The sequence below is a fragment of the Limnohabitans curvus genome, from assembly GCF_003063475.1.
Taxonomy (GTDB): Bacteria; Pseudomonadota; Gammaproteobacteria; order Burkholderiales; family Burkholderiaceae_C; genus Limnohabitans; species Limnohabitans curvus.
Map to the genome: position 1 here is coordinate 88,152 of NZ_NESP01000001.1, position 21,090 is coordinate 109,241.

Consider the following 21,090-nt stretch of genomic DNA (forward strand, 5'->3'; position numbering starts at 1 on the left):
GAGCGGTAATTACCCGCCCGTTTGGTCGTGAAGCGCACATTGTAGCGCCTAAATGCTTGATTATCAAAGGATAAAAGGTATTTTTAGGCCTCGGCCCCTACCAAAATCTTCGTATACGGAGCTTGTGGGTTGTTCAAGATTTGGTCAAACGTACCCGCCTCCACCACCTTCCCGGCTTGCATCACCATCACATGGTGTGCCATGGCGCGAATCACTGACACATCATGGGTGATGAGTAAGTAGCTCAAACCCCGCTCCCGCTGGAGCTTTTGCAGCAATTGCAAGACCTGCAACTGGGTCGTGGCATCCAAGGCACTGGTGGGCTCATCTAGCACCAACACCTGCGGCTCGATCACCAAAGCACGGGCAATCGCCAAACGCTGACGTTGACCGCCCGAAAATTCGTGGGGGTAGCGCTGCAACAGGCCTGGAAATTCGGTTTCAGTCAAACCGACAGCCGCCAAAGTTACCAAAATGCGGCGCAAACGGCCTAACGCGTCCAGCTCGGGGGCGTGCAGAGTCAAGCCCTCAGACACCAGCTCTTGCACGTTCATGCGGGGTGACAAGGACGAAAACGGGTCTTGGAACACCACTTGCACTTTGCGGCGCAGCGATAAGTCTTGTGCGGACTTGCCTTGCCAAGCCGCACCGTCGATGGTGAGCGTGCCCTTGGAAGGCATCAATCCAAGCGCCGCCAAAGCCAAGGTGGTTTTCCCGGAGCCCGACTCGCCAATCACGCCCAAGGTTTGCCCAGCACGCAAGTCAAAACTGGCAGCTTGAACTGCGACAAAGTGATCGCCTTTGAACCAGCCTTTCCAGCCTGAGCGCCGAATGGGGTAGCTCACCCGCAAGCCCTTGGCTTGCATGACGATTGGCGCGTTGGCATTGGCGTCCACCACATTTCGAGGCGGCTGACTGTTGATCAAGCGTTGTGTGTAGGGGTGTTCTGGATAAGTCAGCACCGCATCAACAGCGCCCGACTCCACCACCACACCCTTTTCCATGACCAACACTTGGTCCGCAAAACGACGCACGGTGTTGAGGTCATGCGTGATGAGCAACACGGCCATGCCAAAACGTTTTTGCAAATCGTTGAGCAAATCCAAAATTTGCGCACGCAGCGACACATCCAAAGCAGTGGTCGGCTCATCGGCCACCAACAAGCGTGGACGGCAAGCCAAGGCCATGGCAATCATCACGCGTTGGCGTTGACCACCCGAGAGCTGATGCGGGTAGGCACTGGCACGGCGCACCGGTTCAGGGATGCCTGTGAGGTTGAGTAACTCCACGGCTTCGTGCCAGGCTTCTTCGCGCGTCATGCCGCGTTTGAGCTCTAGCACCTCAGCGATTTGGTCACCCACCATCATCAAGGGGTTCAAGGCCGTCATCGGTTCTTGGAACACAAAGGCAATGTCTTGGCCGCGAATGTGGACCAACTGACGCTCGCTGAGCTTGACCAAGTCATGCGTGTGCGGTGCATCGGTGGCTTCGGGGTGCAGGGTGTCGGCATCTTGCGCAGTCCACAGCACACGGCCAGACACGCGCGCGCCTTCAAGCAGCTTCACAAAACTGAGTGCGGTCACGCTTTTGCCCGAACCCGACTCACCCACCAAGGCCAGCTTTTCACCCAGGTCTAAGTTGAAGCTGATGCCTTTGACGACATCTTCATTTTGAAAGCCGATGCGCAAATCGCGCACCTGAAGCAAAGGCAATCTCATGGGCGTGCCTTTCTGGGGTCCAGCGCATCGCGCAGCGCGTCCCCCATGAAGGTCAGCAGCATCAAGGTGACGACCAACACCGCAAAGGTGGACAGAGAAATCCACCACGCATCGATGTTGTTTTTACCCTGTGCCAACAGCTCACCCAAGCTGGGCGTCCCCGGTGGCACACCCAACCCTAAGAAGTCTAAGGAAGTGAGCGACAAGATGGCCGCGCTCATGCGAAACGGCAAAAACGTGACCACGGGCGTCAAGCTGTTGGGCAGCACATGGCGCCACATGATTTGCGCGTCTGACAAGCCCAGCGCACGCGCGGCGCGCACATAGTCAAGCTGACGGTTGCGCAAGAACTCGGCGCGCACATAGTCAGACAAGCCCATCCAGCCAAACAAGCCCAACAAAATCAGCAACAAGGTGATGCTCGGGTCGAACACTGCTGAAAAGATGATGAGCAAATAGAGCTCGGGCATGGCGCTCCACACCTCGATGAAGCGCTGCATGGCCAAGTCGGTCTTGCCGCCAAAAAAGCCTTGCAAGGCACCGGTCAAGATGCCAATGACGGTGCCAAACAAGGTCAGCGCCAAGGCAAACAAGACAGAGATGCGAAAACCATAAAGCAAACGAGCCAGTACATCGCGACCGCGGTCGTCTGTGCCAAACCAGTTGTCCGCCGAAGGTGGCGCGGGATTGGGCGTGGCAGCAAAGTAGTTGAGCGTGCTGTGGTGGTAAGGAACGAGCGGGTACAAGGCCCAGTTGCCGGGCTTGTCAAACTGAGCTTGAATAAACGGGTCGAGGTAGTCGGTGGGCGTGTCGAAGTCGCCACCGAAGGTCGTCTCCGGCTGGTTGTGCACGATGGGCATGTAAAAGCTGCCGTTGTAGCGGGCCAGCAAAGGCTTGTCGTTGCACAACACTTCTGCCAGCAAACTCAAGCCAAAGAAGAACACAAACAACACCAAGCTGTAAAAGCCAAGGCGGTTGTGCCTGAACCGCAGCCAAGCGCGCTGGGTGGGCGACAAAGATGCTTCAGTCGAATTTGACACGCGGGTCCACCCATACATAACAAAGGTCGCTGATGAGTTTGGTGACCAAACCAATCAACGTGAACAAATACAACGTCCCCAACACCACGGGGTAGTCTCGGCGCATGACGCTTTCGTAACTCAACAGCCCCAAGCCATCGAGCGAGAACAAGGTTTCAATCAACAACGAACCCGTGAAGAACGCGCCGATGAAGGCCGCAGGAAAACCTGTGACCAAGGGAATGAGCGCGTTGCGAAACACATGGTTCCAAATGACGCGGCGTTCAGACAAACCTTTGGCGCGGGCAGTGAGCACGTATTGCTTGCGAATTTCTTCGAGCATGGCGTTTTTGGTCAACAGCGTGGTCACGGCAAATGCACCCAACACGCTAGACGCGACCGGCAACACGATATGCCACAGGTAATCGGTGATGCGCGCGCCCCAGGTGAGTTGCTCCCAGTTGGCTGACGTCAGACCGCGGAGCGGAAACCACTGCAGCTGACCGCCAAAGACCACCAGCAAGGCCACGCCCAACACAAAGCCGGGAATGGCAAAGCCCACCAACACCAAGAGGCTCGTCACCAAGTCAAACGTAGAACCTGCACGCACGGCCTTGGCAACACCCAAGGGCACCGAGATGAGGTAACTCAAGAGAAACGTCCACAGCCCGAGACTGATAGAGACAGGCATTTTTTCTTTCACTAGTTCCCAGACGGTTTTGGGATAGAAAAAGCTTTTACCCAAATCAAACACCGCGAACTGTTTGAGCATTTGCCAAAACCGTTCGGTGGGCGGTTTGTCAAAGCCGTATTGCTGGCGAATTTCTTCAATGCGCGCGGCGTCCACGCCTTGGCGGCCACGGTAGCCAGCGCCTGCCACGGCAGCGCCCTCGCCTCCGCTATCGCGGCCTTGCAGCTGCGACACCATTTGCTCAACCGGGCCACCCGGCACAAATTGAATGACCACAAAGGTCATCAGCAAAACCCCCAACAAGGTGGGAATCATCAACAGCAAACGTCTGAGGATGTACGAACTCATGGCGCACGCTCCGCTCTTTTGGTCGCGGCCAAGGTGGCGCGGTTGTCAATGGTGGCCCACCACGTGGACGAGGCCCATGTTTCGGGTTGGTAGTAGCGAGGCATAACCGCCGGCAACTCAAAGCGACCATTGCGCCATGCGACCCGATGCACACCGCCGTACCAATGCGGCACGCTGTAGTGGCCGTGGCGCAGCACACGGTCCAACGCACGCACCGCAGTGATGAGCTGAGGCCTAGTTTTGGCAGAGGTGATGTTTTCCAACAAAGCATCAACCGCAGGGTCTTGGATGCCCATGAAGTTACCCGAGCCTTCAGTGGTGGCCGCTTTGGTGCCAAAGCGCTCCATCAGCTCAGTGCCTGGTGACTCGCTGCCCACAATGCGGTTGCTGATGATTTCAAAGTCAAACACATCCAAGCGTTTTTGCAGAATGGCGAAGTCGATGACTTTGTAGTTCACCTGAAAACCCAGCTTCTCTAGGTTCTTGGTGTACGGCGTGATCACACGCCCCATGGCGCCTGAGTTGTCTAAAAACTCAACCGTGAATGGTTCGCCTTGTGGGTTGCGCAAAGCGCCATCGCGGTAAGTCCAGCCCGCCTCGGCCAACAAGGCCTTGGCACGGCGCAAATGGTCACGCAAGGTTTCGCCTGATTTGGGGTCTAGCGAGGTCCGCGGTGGCTGAGGCACGGCGTCTTTGAACACCCCCGGTGCGAGCTTGTCACGCAAAGGCGTGAGCAAGGCCAACTCTGCGGCGTCAGGCATGCCCGTGGCTTCAAAATCACTGGCCACAAAGTAGCCACGCACGCGCTGGTAAGCCCCGTAAAACAGCTGGCGGTTCATCCACTCAAAGTCCATGGCCAGGCCAATGGCCTCACGCACACGCGCGTCTTTGAATTTGGGCAACCGGGTGTTGAACATGAAGCCCTGAAAGTCACCCGCATTGCCGTGCTTGAACTCGCTTTTCATCAGTTGACGCGTCGCAAACTGTTTGCCCGTGTAGCCCCTCGCCCACTCGCGCGCGATGAAGGACTGCACCAAATCGAACTCACCGGCCTTGAAGCCTTCAAGCTGCGCCGTATTGTCTTTGTACAAGCGGTAGGTGATGCGGTCAAAGTTGAACAAGCCTTTGCGCACATTCAAATCGCGGGCCCAATAGTTGTTGTCGCGCTCGTAGCTCACATCGCGGCCAAACACCACGCGACCCATTTTGTAAGGGCCACTGCCGATGGGGGTATCTGTGACGATTTTGTCCAAGGGCTTGGGATAACCGTTCTCGCTGCCCCACTGGCGGCTGAACACGGGCATGCCGCCCACGATCAAGGTCAGCTCGGGATTCACGCGCTTGAAGTCAAAACGCACAGTGCGCGGGTCGACCACCGTCACACCGGCTACCTCGGCATACAGAGTGCGGAATTGCGGGGCCGCCTGCTTGCTGATGAGTTGCTCAAAAGAGTACTTCACGTCCTCGGCCATCACCGCATCGCTGTTGTGAAAGCGCGCTTGCGGGCGCAGCTTGAAAGTCACCGAACGGCGGTCTGCCGCCACGCTCACATCTTCAGCCAACAAGCCATAGGCTGTGGTGGGCTCGTCCATGGTGCCCGTCAACAAGGACTCGAACACCAAGCCCGTCAAGCCAGGCGCCGCATTGCCTTTGAGGGTGAAGGGGTTGTATTTGTCGAAACTCGACAAACGCGAAGGCGGCACCAACACCAGCTCGCCGCCTTTGGGCGCCAGTGGGTTGGCATAGTCAAAGTTTTTGAAGTTGGCGGGGTATTTGATGTCCCCAAATTGCGCGTAAGCATGGCCTGCCCAAGACGGGCCAGAGCACAAAAACGCCAACAAAATCAGGAAGCTACGCATGCGACAATTCTGCAAGATTTTTTTGGAGAGATTTCATGAGTACAAAAACGGGTTTCCTGTCTGGCAAAAAGCTTCTCATCACGGGCGTGTTGTCCAACCGCTCCATCGCTTATGGCATCGCCAAAGCTTGCCACGACCAAGGTGCCGAATTGGCCTTTAGCTACGTGGGCGAGCGCTTCAAGGACCGTATCACAGAGTTTGCTGCCGACTTCAACTCCAAGCTGATTTTTGACTGCGATGTGAGCAGCGACGAACAAATCACACAAATGTTCAAAGACCTGTCGGCCCACTGGCCCACGTTTGACGGTTTTGTGCACAGCATTGGCTACGCCCCACGCGAAGCCATTGCCGGCGACTTCCTGGACGGCTTGTCACGCGAAGGCTTTGCTATCGCACACGACATCAGCGCTTACAGCTTCCCAGCGATGGCCAAAGCCGCTCTGCCCTACCTCAACGACAAATCAGCCGTGTTGACCCTGTCGTACTTGGGCGCCATCCGCACCGTGCCGAACTACAACACCATGGGCTTGGCCAAAGCCTCGCTCGAAGCGTCTGTGCGCTACTTGGCCGAATCCTTAGGCGCCAAAGGCCGCAACCTGCGCGCCAACGGCATCAGCGCCGGCCCTATCAAAACATTGGCTGCCAGCGGCATCAAAGGCTTTGGCAAGATTTTGAGCGTGGTGGCTGAAGCTTCACCCATCCGCCGCAACGTGACCATCGATGACGTGGGCAACGTGGCTGCGTTCTTGATGAGCGATTTGGCCGCAGGCGTGACTGCCGAAATTACCTATGTAGACGGCGGATTTAGCCAAGTTGTAGGTGGCATTGCCGAGCCTGTAGCCGAGTAAGCTGGCGCTCCTGGCCACGCGGGTGGCCATTTTTGGGTGCGATCAGCCCCAAGGAGACGACCATGCAACGCCGCGACTTGCTTTCTCACCTCTCCTTGGGCTGCCTTAGCAGCTTCGCACATCTACCCGCACGTGCCACACAGCCGCCCGCGCTGTGGTTGGCCAACCCTTATCAGGGCCATGAAAAACTCACCGACTACTGGGTGAGTGAAAAATATGACGGTATTCGCGGCTACTGGGATGGCCACCAACTTTTAAGTCGAAGTGGCAAAGCACTCAACCCACCCACCTGGTTTGTGCAAGGCTGGCCTGCTCATGCGTTTGAAGGTGAGCTTTGGGCTGGACCTGGCCAATTTGAGCAAGCCGCATCTGTCATTCAGCAAAAACAAGCTCCTGACAACGCGTGGCGTGCGATGCGATTCATGGTATTCGACGTATTCACACCATCCATAACTTTCACCGAACGTGTGCGGCGTTACCAAGGCCTGGTCAAGCACATTGACAAACCGTGGGTGCAGGCGGTGGCACAAAGCCAAGTGCCAACACACGCAGCTTTGAAAGCCTTGCTTCACACAACCGTGCAAGCAGGCGGTGAAGGTTTGGTATTGCACCGTGGCAGCAGCCTGTACCAAAGCGGCCGCAACGCAGACGTGCTGAAGGTCAAACCACAAGAAGATGCCGAGGCCAAAGTGGTCGGCCATGAAGTGGGCCAAGGCAAGCACGCCCAACGCACCGGGGCGCTGTGGGTCGAAACACCGCAAGGTCTGCGTTTCAAACTGGGCACAGGTTTGAATGACGCCCAAAGAGAAAACCCACCAGCCGTGGGCCAGTGGGTCACTTATCGCTATCGCGGGTTGACAGACAAAGGCGTGCCGCGTTTTGCCAGCTTTGTGCGCATCAGGCCGGCGATTGAACGCTGACCGCCAGATGAAACACCTTAGGCTTTGACGCAGTCAGCGTAATAGCGTTTCACGCCGTCTTCGCCCACTTCTTCCACCAAACCGTGGATGTCGGTTTCAAAACCCGGGCATTGCAAGTTGAACTCGCGGGCGAACTTGAGGTAGTCCACGATCTTCTTGTTGAACACTTCACCCGGAATGAGCAATGGAATACCGGGTGGGTATGGCGTGACCAAGCTGGTGGTGATACGGCCCAATAAATCGTCCACAGGCACACGCTCGGTGTTGCGGTGTGCAATTTGTGCGTAGGCATCGCTGGGCTTCATGGCGGGCGTCAAGTCGCTCAGGTACATCTCGGTGGTCAAACGTGCAATGTCGTACTTGGCGTAAAGCGTGTGGATGTGCTGGCACAAGTCGCGCAAGCCCATGCGCTCATAAGCGCGGTGCTTTTGACAAAACTCGGGCAGGATGCGCCACATGGGTTGGTTGCGGTCATAGTCGTCTTTGAACTGCTGCAAAGCCGTCAACAACGAGTTCCAACGCCCCTTGGTGATACCGATGGTGAACATGATGAAGAAGCTGTACAAGCCTGTCTTCTCCACAATCACACCGTGCTCAGCCAAGAATTTAGTCACGATGCTGGCAGGAATACCTGTTTTGTCGAACTTGCCGTTCAAGTCCAAACCGGGCGTGACGATGGTGGCCTTGATGGGGTCCAACATGTTGAAGCCATCGGCTAAGTTACCAAAGCCATGCCATTTGGATGACTTGCCTTTGCCTTTGATGATCCAGCTCTCGGCACGGCCAATACCGTCATCTACCAGCTCATCTGGGCCCCATACTTTGAACCACCAATCTTTGCCGTACTCGTCGTCCACCTTGCGCATGGCGCGGCGGAAATCAAGAGCTTCGGCAATGCTTTCTTCCACCAAAGCGGTACCGCCGGGCGGCTCCATCATGGCCGCAGCCACGTCACAGCTGGCAATGATGCTGTACTGCGGGCTGGTGCTGGTGTGCATCAAATACGCTTCGTTGAACAGATGACGGTCCAACTTGGTCTTTTGCGAGTCTTGCACCAACACGTGGCTGGCTTGGCTGATACCAGCCAACAGCTTGTGAATCGACTGCGTGGCGTACACCACCGAATGCATGGGGCGCTCGCGCTTTTTACCCATGGCGTGGTAGGTGCCGTAGAACGGATTGAACGCGGCATGAGGCAACCAAGCCTCGTCAAAGTGCAGGTTGGCCACATAGCCGTCGAGCATGGTTTTGATGGTTTCGGTGTTGTACAACACGCCGTCGTAGGTGGACTGCGTGAGCGTCAAGACACGGGGCTTAACATTCTTGGCATCCACACCTTTGAGCAAGGGGTTAGCCTTGATCTTGGCTTGGATCGTGGCTGGCTCAAATTCGCTTTGCGGAATCGGGCCGATGATGCCGTAGTGGTTGCGCGTGGGCTTCAAGAACACAGGCACAGCACCTGTCATGATGATGGCGTGCAACACAGATTTATGACAGTTGCGGTCTACCACCACCACGTCGTCAGGCGCCACGGTGTGATGCCACACAATTTTGTTAGAGGTACTCGTACCGTTAGTGACGAAGAAGCAATGGTCGGCATTGAAAATACGCGCGGCATTACGCTCGCTCTCTCCAATTGCGCCGTTGTGGTCCAGCAGCTGGCCCAACTCCTCCACCGCGTTACACACGTCGGCACGCAACATGTTTTCGCCGTAGAACTGGTGGTACATCTGGCCCACGGGGCTCTTCAAGAACGCCACGCCACCCGAGTGACCGGGGCAATGCCATGAGTACGAGCCGTCTTCGGCGTAATCAAGCAAGGCCTTGAAAAACGGCGGCTGCACGCTCTCCAAATAACTCTTGGCTTCTCGGATGATGTGACGCGCCACGAACTCGGGCGTATCTTCAAACATGTGAATGAAACCGTGTAACTCGCGCAAGATGTCGTTGGGCAAGTGGCGTGAGGTTTTGGTTTCACCATAGACATAAATTGGCACGTCTGAGTTCTTGCGGCGCACTTCTTCGATGAAGTTACGCAAGTTCAAAACAGCAGGGTCAAGGTCGGGGCCGGGCGTGAACTCTTCATCGTCAATCGACAAGATGAAAGCACTGGCGCGCGACTGCTGTTGCGCGAACTGGCTCAAGTCGCCATAGCTCGTGGCGCCCATGACTTCATAGCCCTCGCCTTCAATCGCATCGGCGAGCGCACGAATGCCCAAACCTGACGTATTTTCAGAACGAAAATCCTCGTCGATGATGACGATGGGGAAGCGAAATTTCATGCGGGACTCCGAGCATTGAAGCTTGAAAAAAACAATAGCGCCGAAGTGTACTCGCCCACTGTTACAATACTAGGCTTCGGAGCGATGGATGAGTGGTTTAAGTCGCACGCCTGGAAAGCGTGTGTGGGTTAATAGCCCACCGAGGGTTCGAATCCCTCTTGCTCCGCCACTACAAAAAGTAAAAAAGCGCCTTTTTAGGCGCTTTTTTTATGGCTGATTAGATTCGCGTGATCAGCTGCTGCTCTCTTGCGCTTTTTTGATCACGTTCTTGGCATCCGTGCTGCTATTGGCCGCGGCAGAACTGATGGGGTTTTGGATGACCAAGCCCAACAAGCGCGCGCCGTGCTCGACCGCAATCGAGCCATACGAAATGTCGCCCTGGACGATGGAGTCTTTGTGAAACTCCACACGTTCGGCCGCATAAATATTGCCTTCGACTTTGCCCGCCACCATCACGCGATGTGCCGTGATGTCGCCAGACACTTCACCTGTCTTGCCAATCGCCACCGTGACTTTGTTGTCTTTGGTCGTTTCGATGTTACCCACCACTTTGCCATCAATGCGCACGCTGTCAAGCAGCACCAAACGACCATAAATTTGGGTCGTCCGACCGATGATGGTGTCAAAGCGTTCTTGCGAAGGCGACAACGATTTGTCTTTGAGTTTTTCAAACATGGCAGGCCTTTTAGATGGTGAACGCGTTCACTGAGCGCTGGCAACGGTGGCTGTTTGCAACAACATTTGCGTGGGGTTCAACACGCGGTCATTGCGCATCACTTCGTAATGCAAATGCGGGCCTGTGGAACGGCCCGTGTTGCCCAACTGTGCAATGGTGTCACCACGTTGCACTTTTTGGCCGACCTCGACCAAGCGCTTGCTCAGGTGCGCATAGCGGGTGGTGAAACCTTCAATGTGACTCACCTCCACCACATTGCCGTAAGAAGCGTCCCATGCTGAGCGTGTCACTGTGCCTGCTGCCGTCGCCACGATGGGCGAACCGACCTCGGCCACAAAATCTAAACCTTCATGCATGGCCAATTGACCGGTGAAAGGATCATTGCGGATACCAAAACCACTGGTCACGCGAAAGTCTTTTCCCATGGGAATGCCTGTAGGCAAAGCGTGCAACCAACTGAGCTGGGCTGACCAGTTTTGGGTCAAATTCCGTACAGCCACTTGGGTCTGGCTAAATTCATCCATCGCGGAGGCAAGATCATGATTCAAATCACGCGAAGGCGTGCTTTGCAAGCGAGGGGCAACCCAAGGGCCACCGCGTGCCTCGTCTTTTTTGCTGTACTTGTCGCGTAAATTGGTGGGGGTCGCCACTTCCATGAAGCGGTTTTTCAAGGTTTCAAGCTGGCGAATTTCTTGTACGGTGGTGTTGAGGGTTTGGCGCAGGTTGTCCAAACGTTCACGGTACACCGCCTCGACTTTTTGCTGCTCGGCTTCAGTGGTCACACCACCCAAGCTACGCGCCAAACTGGGGCTCATTTCAATCGCAATCCGAAAACCAATGAAGTGCAACAGCACACCAAAAGCGACCAACACAAATGCAGAGGCGCAGATGCCCATCAGCACTTTACGCGCTGTGATAGAAATGGTCCGCACCGAGGCGGTGGGCCCAGAAACCCACATCAATTGCATAGATCGCTCCGGAAAACTTATCAGCTTGCATGTGAGTTACCCCACACATAAACAGAGAATTGTAGGGAGTTCTCTCCAATCAAGTCACTTAATTTTTTCAAATATGTCATCATCAATGACAAAGAATTCCTCTTTAAGGAAAGTTAATCCCATTGGGCTAACTCCGATAGAAAAACAGACCTCACAATGTCAGCCATGACGAAAAATGAGTCACTGAATATTCCATGGCTGGAGGCTGAGACACCCCTGCCTCACCCAGAATCTGCTCAAAAATCAGGCACAACGTTGGCCGGATTGGTGGCGGCCGGAGGCGGCTTATCCGTTGCGCGATTGTGCGAGGCGTATCAACAGGGCATGTTTCCTTGGTTCAGCAACGGCCAGCCTGTTTTGTGGTGGTCCCCCGATCCCCGCATGGTGCTGCATACGGCGGAGTTCAAACTACACCGTTCCCTGCGAAAGACCTTGCAGCACTTTCAAAACAACCCTCGCTGCGAAATTCGTTTTGACAGCCGCTTCAGCGATGTCATTCGCCATTGCGCCAACAGTCCGCGTCTTGGGCAGCCCGGCACGTGGATCGTGGCGGAGATGATTTCGGCCTACGAAGCATTGCATCTTGCGGGTTGGGCTCACAGCATTGAAACTTGGGTGGACGGTGAGTTGGTCGGAGGCTTGTATTGCGTGGCCATTGGCAATACGGTGTTTGGCGAGTCCATGTTTGCGCATCAAACCGATGCCTCAAAAATTGCCCTCGCGGCGCTGGTGGCATTTGCACGAGCGCACCATATCTCGTGGATTGATTGCCAACAAAACACCAAGCACTTGGCCTCATTGGGCGCAAGAGAAATACTGAGGTCTGAGTTCCTTCAAAAAATTCGCCAGGCAGATCATGAAGCGGCGCTTACCTGGCGTTTTGATACCGCATATTGGCGCGAGATCCTGAGCCAGAAAGGATTGCCGTGACCCACCGTCAAGACTTACCACTTCAGACGGTGCAGTTTTACGCCACGGCACCCTACCCTTGCAGCTATTTGCCTGAGCGCACCGCACGCTCGCAGGTGGCAACCCCCAGCCATTTGATCAACAACGAAGGCTATGCAGACTTGGTGCATCAGGGCTTTAGGCGCAGTGGCTTGTTCACTTATCGGCCCTACTGCGACAACTGCAAAGCGTGCATCGCGTTACGGGTTGACACGGCGGCCTACCAACCCACGCGCAGCCAGCGTCGCGCCTGGTCACGTCACCGAAATCTGCAAGTTCGCGTTTTGAAACTCGGGTTCGATCCTGAACATTACGCCATGTACCTGCGCTACCAAACCCTGCGCCACGCAGGGGGTGGCATGGACGAAGACAGCACAGAGCAATACACGCAATTTTTGCTGCAAAGTCGGGTCAACACGCGACTGATTGAATTTCGAGAACCCAGCGACGCACACCCACTGGGCGCTCTCAAAATGGTGTCCATCGTGGATGTGCTCAACGATGGTTTGTCTGCGGTTTACACCTTTTACGAACCTGAACCCCACACCAGTTACGGCACTTACAACGTGATGTGGCAAATTCAACAGGCGCGCGAGCTAGAAATGCCATACGCTTATTTGGGCTATTGGATTCAAGACAGCCAGAAGATGCGATACAAAGCCGATTTCTCACCGCAACAACGCTTAGTCGACGGGGAATGGATTGATTTTTAATTTCACATGATAAAATAAATCATGCGTAAATCTACTGTGCCTGCCACGCCAAACATCCAAGTCATTGAGCGGATGTTCACACTCATTGATGTCCTGGCTTCACGCGAAGAAGCCATCTCACTGAAGGAAATCAGCGAGAGAACAGGCCTGCACCCTTCCACCACGCACCGCATTTTGAATGACTTGGCTGTAGGTCGCTTCGTGGACCGTCCAGAAGCAGGCAGTTACAGGCTAGGCATGCGTCTGCTTGAACTGGGGAACTTGGTGAAAGATCGTCTCAACGTGCGCGATGTGGCGTTCCAGCCCATGCGCGAATTGCACAAACTCATTCAGCAACCTGTGAACTTAAGCGTCCGACAAGGTGATGAAATCGTGTATGTCGAGCGCGCCTTCAGCGAACGTTCAGGCATGCAAGTGGTTCGTGCCATTGGCGGCCGTGCCCCGCTGCATCTGACTTCTGTTGGTAAATTGTTTTTGGCCATGGACGATGCCCAACGTGTGCGTGCTTATGCGACCCGCACAGGTCTTGCTGGCCAAACCCGAAACAGCATCACCCAGCTGCCTGTCTTAGAGCGTGAACTCTCAAAAGCCCGCCAATACGGCATCGCACGAGACAACGAAGAGCTTGAACTCGGTGTGCGCTGCATGGCCTCAGGGATTTATGACGACCAAGGCAAATTAGTCGCTGGCTTGTCTATTTCGGCCCCTGCTGATCGATTAGACGAAGGATGGTTGCCCAAACTTCAAGCGACCACACAAGCTATTTCACATGCCCTCGGTTACAAAGAGTCGCATGCAAATACCTAATAAAAAAGCCAGCGTTTGCTGGCTTTTTTATTGGTAGATAACGGCTTAAGTTTGTGGACGAGCGCCATGGTTATGTTCAACCCACTTGCGAACACGCTCAGCATCCGCAATGCGGCTCAGCTTGCCTGCTGAATCCAAAAACACCATGATCAACTTGCGGCCAGACACCTTGGCCTGCATCACCAAGCATTGACCCGCTTCAGAGATGTAACCGGTCTTTTGCAAGCCGATGTCCCAATTGGGGTTTTTCACCAAACGGTTGGTGGTGTTGTATTGCAACGTGCGGTTGCCCACTTCCACTTTGTAGCTGGGCGATGTCGACAACTCACGCAAAGTGGCGTCATGGTAGGCATTGCCCACCAGCGTTGCCAAGTCTTTTGCGCTTGATTGATTTTTGCTGGACAGGCCGGTTGGCTCAACGTAGCGCGTATCACGCATGCCCAATTGAGCAGCTTTGGCGTTCATCAAACCAACAAACGAGGACATGCCGCCTGGATAGGTACGACCCAAGGCATGGGCGGCGCGGTTTTCGCTGGCCATCAAAGCCAAATGCAGCAATTCGCCGCGCGTCAACGTGGCGCCCACGCGCAAACGTGAACTGCTGCCCTTTTCGGTGTCCACATCGTCTTGTGTGATGGTGATGGATTCGTCCATCGGTAACTTGGCTTCGCTGATGATCACACCTGTCATCAACTTGGTGATCGAAGCAATAGGCAGCACAGCTTGGTCATTTTTGCTGAGCAAAACTTCTTGGGTGTCTTGGTCGATCACATAAGCAACGCTGGACTTCAGATCCAAAATGTCGTTTGCTGTGGCATGTAAACCAGCTTTTTGACCAAAAGAGGGAACTGCAGGTGCTGCCTTGATTACTTGACGTCGCACGTGCGTCTTGACCACCACAGGCTTTGACTTTTGGACGGTTGGTTTTTTCTGATTGGTCGTCGCTTGGGCGTGCATGGTGCACAGCGATGTCAACAATCCGAGAGAAGTGGCAATCAGCAGTCGTTTCAAGTGGCGTTCCTTTGGCTTGAAATACATATTGGGGCTGAGTCTACCAAGAAAAGTCGCGCAAGATCAAGGACTTGCGCGACTTATTTAACAAAATTGATGTGACATATCAATTTTTGTGATTTAGCCTTGGGCAGCCACCCGATCTGACTTGTTTTGCAGTTTGTTCAAGGCGCTCAAATACGCTTTGGCAGAAGCCACCACGATGTCTGGATCAGAGCCTACGCCGTTGACGACGCGACCACTGTTTTGCAAACGCACGGTCACTTCGCCTTGGCTTTCGGTCGATCCGCTGATCGCATTGACCGAGTACAGCACCATCTCTGCGCCACTCTTGACGTGGGACTCAATCGCCTTCAAAGATGCATCGACGGGGCCATTGCCATCAGAATCACCCTTCACTTCTTTGCCTGCCACCGTGAACACCACGCTCGCGTGTGGACGCTCGCCGGTTTCGCTGTGTTGCGACAAAGAAACAAAGCCGAATTGTTCGCTGGCACTGCTCACAGACTCTTCGCTCACCAAAGCCAAGATGTCCTCATCGAAGATCTCGCTCTTACGGTCGGCCAACTCTTTGAACTTGGCAAATGCGGTGTTGATGTCAGCTTCGCTTTCCATCTGCACGCCTAAATCTTCCAAACGCTGTTTGAAGGCGTTGCGACCGCTGAGCTTGCCCAACACAATCTTATTGGCGCTCCAGCCCACGTCTTCCGCGCGCATGATTTCGTAGGTGTCACGGGCCTTGAGCACGCCGTCTTGGTGAATGCCTGAGGCATGTGCAAAGGCGTTCGCGCCGACCACCGCTTTGTTTGGCTGGACCACAAAACCTGTGGTTTGGCTGACCATGCGGCTGGCAGCCACGATCTGCTTGGTGTCGATATTCAAGTCAAGGTCAAAATAGTCACGACGGGTTTTAATCGCCATCACCACCTCTTCCAACGAGCAGTTGCCAGCGCGCTCACCCAAACCGTTGATCGTGCATTCGATTTGACGCGCACCACCAATCTTCACCCCAGCCAAAGAGTTTGCTACGGCCATGCCCAAGTCGTTGTGGCAGTGCACAGACCAAATGGCTTTGTCCGAGTTAGGCACGCGCTCGCGCAAAGTCTTGATGAAGTTGCCATACAGCTCTGGAACGGCATAACCCACAGTGTCTGGGATGTTGATGGTGGTGGCGCCTTCAGCAATCACCGCCTCAACCACGCGACACAAAAAGTCCATCTCGCTGCGGTAACCGTCTTCCGCGCTGAACTCAATGTCACCGACCAAATTACGGGCAAAGCGCACCGACTGTTTGGCCTGCTCGAGCACTTGCTCGGGCGACATGCGCAACTTTTTCTCCATGTGTAACGGTGACGTTGCGATGAAGGTGTGGATGCGAGCACGGTTGGCGCCTTTGAGCGCCTCAGCCGCACGGCTGATGTCACGGTCATTGGCGCGTGACAACGAACAAATGGTGGAGTCTTTGATGGCGTTGGCAATGCCTTGCACAGCCTCAAAGTCACCGTTGGAGCTGGCTGCAAAACCAGCTTCAATGACATCGACCTTCAATCGCTCCAACTGACGGGCAATGCGCAGTTTTTCGTCGCGCGTCATGGATGCGCCGGGCGATTGCTCGCCGTCACGCAAGGTGGTGTCAAAAATGATGAGCTTGTCGGTCATGGTCTGGACTCCTGAATTCCTAAAAAACTTGCAACGTTTGGTTTAGCCCCAAAGCAAAAGGCCCGCTGCGGATGCATACGGGCCTTGTGGGGTTTGCGCGTGCGCTACCAACTCCGCCCGTTGGGGGATAGAAGCAGTAGTGCCAGCGAAAAATTTGTCATGCACCGAATTTAGCACAAAGCCAAACCCCTGCGCACACCAGGTGTCTCATTTGTGCAAACCTGCTTCGTCAGGTTCATCGGTGGAGGTGCTGATGACACTGGTTTGCATGCCTTTGGTACGGCGCCAAGCGTACAGCGCGTAACCGCTCAAGCCGTAAAACATGAACAACGCAAACAAAACAATGGGAGGGTGAATGTTGATCACGGCAATCACCAGCGCCAACATGACGATAACGGCAAACGGTACGCTTTGTTTCATTTGCACATCTTTGAAACTGTAAAACGGCACATTGGTCACCATGGTCAAGCCTGAATACAAGCACATGGCAAACATAGGCCAAGCCACGTCAGGGCCTGAAATGCCCATTTCGGTCATCAGCCACATGAACCCCATCACCAAGGCTGCCGCAGCAGGTGAAGGTAAGCCTTGGAAAAAGCGCTTGTCAACCACCGCTGTGTTCACGTTGAAGCGTGCCAGGCGCAAAGCCGCACACGAGATATACACAAAAGCAGCCACCCAGCCCCAGCGGCCCAAGCCTTTGAGGGCCCATTCATAAGAGATCAGGGCAGGAGCAGCACCAAACGACACCATGTCAGCCAAGGAGTCCATTTGCTCGCCAAATGCGCTTTGCGTGTTGGTCATGCGCGCCACGCGACCATCCAGGCTGTCGAGCACCATAGCGCAAAACACACCAATGGCGGCCATCTCATAGCGGTCATTCATGGCCATGACAATGGCATAAAAACCACCAAACAAGGCGGCCAAAGTAAATAAGTTAGGCAAGACATAAATGCCTTTGCGGGGCTTGCGAGGTACAAACTCTTCTGTTTGATCTTGTTGTTCTGACATTCGTTGAGCTCCGAAAAGTAGGCCTACAGTGTAAGCGCTACGTCAACCACGACCAAAAACAACAAGGGCCACCGAAGTGGCCCTTGTTGAGGCAAAAAGCAGCGCTTAGTTGCGGGTTTGGTCAACCAGCTTGTTCTTGGAAATCCAAGGCATCATGGCGCGCAATTTGGCACCCACGGTTTCAATCGCATGCTCAGCATTCAAGCGACGACGTGCGGTCATGCTTGGGTAGTTGGTTTTACCTTCCAAGATGAACATCTTGGCGTATTCACCCGTTTGGATGCGCTTCAACGCGTTGCGCATGGCTTCGCGTGATTGCTCGTTGATCACTTCGGTACCGGTCACGTACTCACCATACTCAGCGTTGTTGGAGATGGAGTAGTTCATGTTGGCGATGCCGCCTTCGTACATCAAGTCTACGATCAGCTTCAGCTCGTGCAAGCACTCGAAGTAAGCCATTTCAGGCGCGTAGCCAGCTTCGGTCAAAGTCTCGAAGCCCATCTTCACCAATTCAACAGCGCCACCGCACAACACGGCTTGCTCACCGAACAAGTCGGTTTCTGTTTCTTCTTTGAAGTTGGTTTCGATGATGCCGCCTTTGCCGCCACCGTTAGCCATCGCGTAGCTCAGAGCCAAGTCACGGGCTTTGCCAGTTTTGTCTTGGTACACAGCGATCAAAGATGGCACGCCGCCGCCTTTGAGGTACTCAGAACGCACCGTGTGGCCTGGGCCTTTGGGCGCAACCATGATCACGTCCAAGTCAGCACGTGGGATCACTTGGTTGTAATGCACGTTGAAGCCGTGAGCAAACGCCAATGTAGCGCCTTGCTTCATGTTGGGGGCGACGTTGTTGTTGTACACCTCGGGGATGTTTTCGTCAGGCAACAAGATCATGACCACATCAGCGGCTTTGACAGCGTCGTTGACTTCCATCACGTTCAAACCGGCCTTGGCCACTTTGTCCCATGAAGCGCCGCCTTTACGCAGACCGACCACGACTTTGACGCCGCTCTCGTTCAAGTTTTGTGCGTGTGCGTGGCCTTGTGAGCCGTAGCCGATGATGGCCACAGTCTTGCCTTTGATGAGGGACAGATCACAATCTTTGTCGTAAAAAACTTTCACGGGGTTCTCCTAAAAAATACTTTGAAAAGGGTTGGAATTTACACGCGCAAGATGCGCTCACCGCGGCCAATGCCACAAGCGCCCGTGCGAACGGTTTCGAGAATTGCGCTGCGGTCAATCGCCTCTAAGAACGCATCGTTCTTAGACAGGTCACCCGTCAACTCAATGGTGTAGCTCTTCTCGGTCACATCGATGATGCGACCACGGAAGATGTCGGCCATGCGCTTCATTTCTTCGCGCTCTTTGCCAACGGCACGCACTTTCACAAGCATCAGCTCGCGTTCGGTGTAAGCACCCTCGGTCAGGTCGACCACTTTGACCACTTCAATCAAACGGTTCAAGTGTTTGGTGATTTGTTCAATCACCTCATCCGAGCCGTGCGTTTGAATGGTCATGCGTGACAAGCTGGCGTCTTCTGTAGGCGCCACGGTCAGAGATTCGATGTTGTAGCCACGGGCAGAGAACAAGCCCACCACACGCGACAGCGCGCCGGGTTCGTTTTCGAGCATCAGGGAAATGATGTGTTTCATGGTGTCATCCTTCCCGTTCACAGGTCTTCGCTGCCAAGCAGCATTTCGGTGATGCCCTTGCCGGCCTTGACCATCGGGAACACGTTCTCCGAGGGGTCGGTGCGGAAATCGATGAACACCGTGCGGTCTTTGAGTCGGCGTGCTTCGCGCAGTGCGGGCTCCACATCTTCTGGGCGCTCAATCAACATACCCACATGGCCATAGGCCTCGGCCAGCTTCACGAAGTCAGGCAAAGCGTCCATGTAGCTGCTGCTGTAGCGGCCTTCGTATTCGATCTCTTGCCACTGGCGCACCATGCCGAGGAATCGGTTGTTGAGCGCCAACACTTTGATGGGGGTGTTGTACTGGAAGCAAGTCGAGAGTTCTTGGATACACATTTGTACCGAGCCCTCACCTGTCACGCAAAACACTTCGCTGTCTGGCTTGGCCAGTTTGATACCCATGGCGTATGGAATGCCCACACCCATGGTGCCCAAACCACCAGAGTTGATCCAACGGCGTGGCTCGTCAAAGCCGTAGTACTGCGCCGCCCACATTTGGTGCTGACCCACATCGGATGTGATGTAGGTATCAGTGCCCTTGGTCATGTTGTGCAGCGTCTCAATGACGTACTGTGGCTTGATGACTTGGGTGTTACCACGGTCATATTTCAAACAATCGCGCTTGCGCCAAGCTTCAATGGTTTCCCACCAGCCCGCCAAGGCTGCGGCATCAGGCTTCAAGCCAGACTCTTTGATCATGTCGATCATTTCGACCAACACGTCTTTGACATCGCCCACGATGGGGATGTCAACCTTCACACGTTTAGAAATGCTGGAAGGGTCAATGTCAATGTGAATGATCTTGCGTTCGTTTTGTGCAAAGTGCTTGGGGTTACCAATCACGCGGTCATCAAAACGGGCTCCCACCGCCAACAAAACATCACAGTTTTGCATGGCGTTGTTGGCTTCAATCGTGCCGTGCATGCCCAGCATGCCCAAGAACTTAGGCGCACTGGCAGGATAGGCACCCAAGCCCATCAAGGTGTTGGTCACGGGGTAACCCAACATGTCCACCAAAGTACGTAGCTCTTGTGAGGCGTTGCCCAACAACACACCACCACCGGTGTAGATGTAAGGGCGCTTGGCAGACATCAACAACTGCAAAGCCTTGCGAATTTGACCGCCGTGGCCTTTGCGCACGGGGTTGTACGAACGCATTTGAACTTCAGCAGGATAGCCTTCGTAAGTGGTCTTCTTGAAAGACACATCTTTTGGAATATCCACCACCACGGGGCCAGGACGGCCGCTGCGGGCGATGTGGAACGCTTTTTTCAGCGTCAAGGCCAAGTCGCGAACGTCTTTGACCAAGAAGTTGTGTTTGACGATAGGACGCGTGATGCCGATGGTGTCGCACTCTTGAAAAGCGTCCAAGCCAATCGCATGCGTGGGCACTTGACCGGTGATGATGACCATCGGAATGCTGTCCATGTACGCTGTGGCAATACCAGTGACTGCGTTGGTGGCACCAGGGCCTGAAGTGACCAACGCCACGCCCACGTCACCCGTGGCACGCGCATAGCCATCAGCAGCATGGACCGCCGCTTGCTCATGGCGAACCAACACGTGTTGAATTGTGTTTTGGTTGTAGAGCGCGTCGTAAATGTAGAGAACTGAGCCGCCGGGGTAGCCCCAAATGTGCTTGACATTTTCAGCTTGCAGCGCCTTCACGAGGATTTCGGCGCCCATCAGTTCTTGTGCTTGACCGTCAGTGGCGGCTGCGGAATGCGATTCCGACTTTGTATTGTCCATTTTTGTACCTTTTAACCTGAGTGAATTTCGTCAACGAAAAACCTTGGGTGCTTCTTGGCGAACCCTTGTGGGGCAGCATCGAAACTTTGGACCTTCAGCCATAGACGCATGGTTCGCGCCGGACCCAGACCCGTTTGCCT

At 54.6% G+C, this 21,090-nt stretch carries 18 protein-coding genes and 1 tRNA gene; 6 read left to right on the plus strand and 13 right to left on the minus strand.

The window, feature by feature from the left end; genetic code table 11:
• Nucleotides 1–83: 83 nt before the first annotated feature.
• The 4 genes from B9Z44_RS00330 to B9Z44_RS00345 are packed head-to-tail and all read right to left on the minus strand — an operon-like array spanning nt 84 to nt 5,635.
• Complete coding sequence (locus B9Z44_RS00330) at nt 84–1,718, minus strand: ABC transporter ATP-binding protein (RefSeq protein ID WP_108401387.1); 1,635 nt, start codon at nt 1,716–1,718, stop codon at nt 84–86.
• Nucleotides 1,715–2,776: an ABC transporter permease gene (locus tag B9Z44_RS00335; RefSeq protein ID WP_108401388.1), complete on the minus strand. Its 1,062-nt coding sequence runs from the start codon at nt 2,774–2,776 to the stop codon at nt 1,715–1,717. The genes B9Z44_RS00330 and B9Z44_RS00335 overlap by 4 nt, the downstream gene beginning before the upstream one ends.
• Nucleotides 2,742–3,776: a microcin C ABC transporter permease YejB gene (locus B9Z44_RS00340; RefSeq protein WP_108401389.1), complete on the minus strand. Its 1,035-nt coding sequence runs from the start codon at nt 3,774–3,776 to the stop codon at nt 2,742–2,744. Before B9Z44_RS00340 ends, B9Z44_RS00335 begins: the two co-directional genes overlap by 35 nt.
• Complete coding sequence (locus B9Z44_RS00345; protein ID WP_108401390.1) at nt 3,773–5,635, minus strand: extracellular solute-binding protein; 1,863 nt, start codon at nt 5,633–5,635, stop codon at nt 3,773–3,775. Before B9Z44_RS00345 ends, B9Z44_RS00340 begins: the two co-directional genes overlap by 4 nt.
• Nucleotides 5,636–5,670: 35 nt before the next feature.
• Between B9Z44_RS00345 and fabI the strand changes: the two genes are divergently transcribed.
• Nucleotides 5,671–6,483: an enoyl-ACP reductase FabI gene (fabI, locus tag B9Z44_RS00350; protein WP_108358724.1), complete on the plus strand. Its 813-nt coding sequence runs from the start codon at nt 5,671–5,673 to the stop codon at nt 6,481–6,483.
• Nucleotides 6,484–6,545: 62 nt separating this feature from the next.
• Nucleotides 6,546–7,403 (plus strand): DNA ligase, encoded by an 858-nt coding sequence (locus B9Z44_RS00355; RefSeq protein ID WP_108358725.1) that lies wholly within the window; start codon nt 6,546–6,548, stop codon nt 7,401–7,403.
• A 17-nt stretch (nt 7,404–7,420) separates the two neighbouring features.
• On the opposite strand, the gene B9Z44_RS00360 is transcribed toward B9Z44_RS00355, so the two are convergent.
• Complete coding sequence (locus B9Z44_RS00360) at nt 7,421–9,685, minus strand: arginine/lysine/ornithine decarboxylase (protein WP_108401391.1); 2,265 nt, start codon at nt 9,683–9,685, stop codon at nt 7,421–7,423.
• Between the two features lie 78 nt (nt 9,686–9,763).
• Here B9Z44_RS00360 and B9Z44_RS00365 point away from each other — a divergent pair.
• Nucleotides 9,764–9,854: transfer RNA gene (locus tag B9Z44_RS00365), tRNA-Ser, on the plus strand.
• Nucleotides 9,855–9,916: 62 nt separating this feature from the next.
• Here B9Z44_RS00365 and B9Z44_RS00370 read toward each other — a convergent pair.
• The gene (locus B9Z44_RS00370; RefSeq protein WP_108358727.1) at nt 9,917–10,360 is read right to left on the minus strand and encodes a bactofilin family protein; all 444 of its coding nucleotides are present in this window, start codon (nt 10,358–10,360) and stop codon (nt 9,917–9,919) included.
• A 27-nt stretch (nt 10,361–10,387) separates the two neighbouring features.
• A complete protein-coding gene (locus B9Z44_RS00375) occupies nt 10,388–11,329 on the minus strand; it encodes a M23 family metallopeptidase (protein WP_108358728.1) in 942 nt (313 codons plus the stop codon).
• 195 nt (nt 11,330–11,524) lie between these two features.
• Between B9Z44_RS00375 and aat the strand changes: the two genes are divergently transcribed.
• From aat to B9Z44_RS00390, 3 genes are read left to right on the plus strand one after another with little or no spacing between them, the layout of a single operon-like run.
• On the plus strand, nt 11,525–12,289 hold the full coding sequence (gene aat / locus B9Z44_RS00380) for a leucyl/phenylalanyl-tRNA--protein transferase (protein WP_108402747.1): 765 nt from the start codon (nt 11,525–11,527) through the stop codon (nt 12,287–12,289).
• A complete protein-coding gene (locus tag B9Z44_RS00385; RefSeq protein WP_108358729.1) occupies nt 12,286–13,020 on the plus strand; it encodes an arginyltransferase in 735 nt (244 codons plus the stop codon). The genes aat and B9Z44_RS00385 overlap by 4 nt, the downstream gene beginning before the upstream one ends.
• A gap of 21 nt (nt 13,021–13,041) precedes the next feature.
• Nucleotides 13,042–13,827: an IclR family transcriptional regulator gene (locus B9Z44_RS00390; RefSeq protein ID WP_108358730.1), complete on the plus strand. Its 786-nt coding sequence runs from the start codon at nt 13,042–13,044 to the stop codon at nt 13,825–13,827.
• 45 nt (nt 13,828–13,872) lie between these two features.
• On the opposite strand, the gene B9Z44_RS00395 is transcribed toward B9Z44_RS00390, so the two are convergent.
• From B9Z44_RS00395 to B9Z44_RS00420, 6 genes are all read right to left on the minus strand, one after another.
• Nucleotides 13,873–14,838: a serine hydrolase gene (locus tag B9Z44_RS00395; protein ID WP_233246858.1), complete on the minus strand. Its 966-nt coding sequence runs from the start codon at nt 14,836–14,838 to the stop codon at nt 13,873–13,875.
• Between the two features lie 120 nt (nt 14,839–14,958).
• Nucleotides 14,959–16,497, minus strand: a complete 1,539-nt coding sequence (locus B9Z44_RS00400; RefSeq protein ID WP_108358731.1) for a 2-isopropylmalate synthase — start codon at nt 16,495–16,497, stop codon at nt 14,959–14,961.
• 207 nt (nt 16,498–16,704) lie between these two features.
• Nucleotides 16,705–17,508 carry a CDP-diacylglycerol--serine O-phosphatidyltransferase gene (pssA, locus tag B9Z44_RS00405; RefSeq protein WP_108358732.1) on the minus strand — a complete coding sequence of 268 codons (804 nt, stop codon included), beginning with the start codon at nt 17,506–17,508 and terminating at the stop codon, nt 16,705–16,707.
• 105 nt (nt 17,509–17,613) lie between these two features.
• Complete coding sequence (ilvC, locus tag B9Z44_RS00410; RefSeq protein ID WP_108358733.1) at nt 17,614–18,630, minus strand: ketol-acid reductoisomerase; 1,017 nt, start codon at nt 18,628–18,630, stop codon at nt 17,614–17,616.
• A gap of 38 nt (nt 18,631–18,668) precedes the next feature.
• Nucleotides 18,669–19,160, minus strand: coding sequence for an acetolactate synthase small subunit (gene ilvN, locus B9Z44_RS00415; protein ID WP_104797333.1), 492 nt, complete (start codon nt 19,158–19,160; stop codon nt 18,669–18,671).
• Nucleotides 19,161–19,177: 17 nt separating this feature from the next.
• Nucleotides 19,178–20,950, minus strand: coding sequence for an acetolactate synthase 3 catalytic subunit (locus B9Z44_RS00420; RefSeq protein ID WP_108401392.1), 1,773 nt, complete (start codon nt 20,948–20,950; stop codon nt 19,178–19,180).
• Nucleotides 20,951–21,090: the final 140 nt, after the last annotated feature.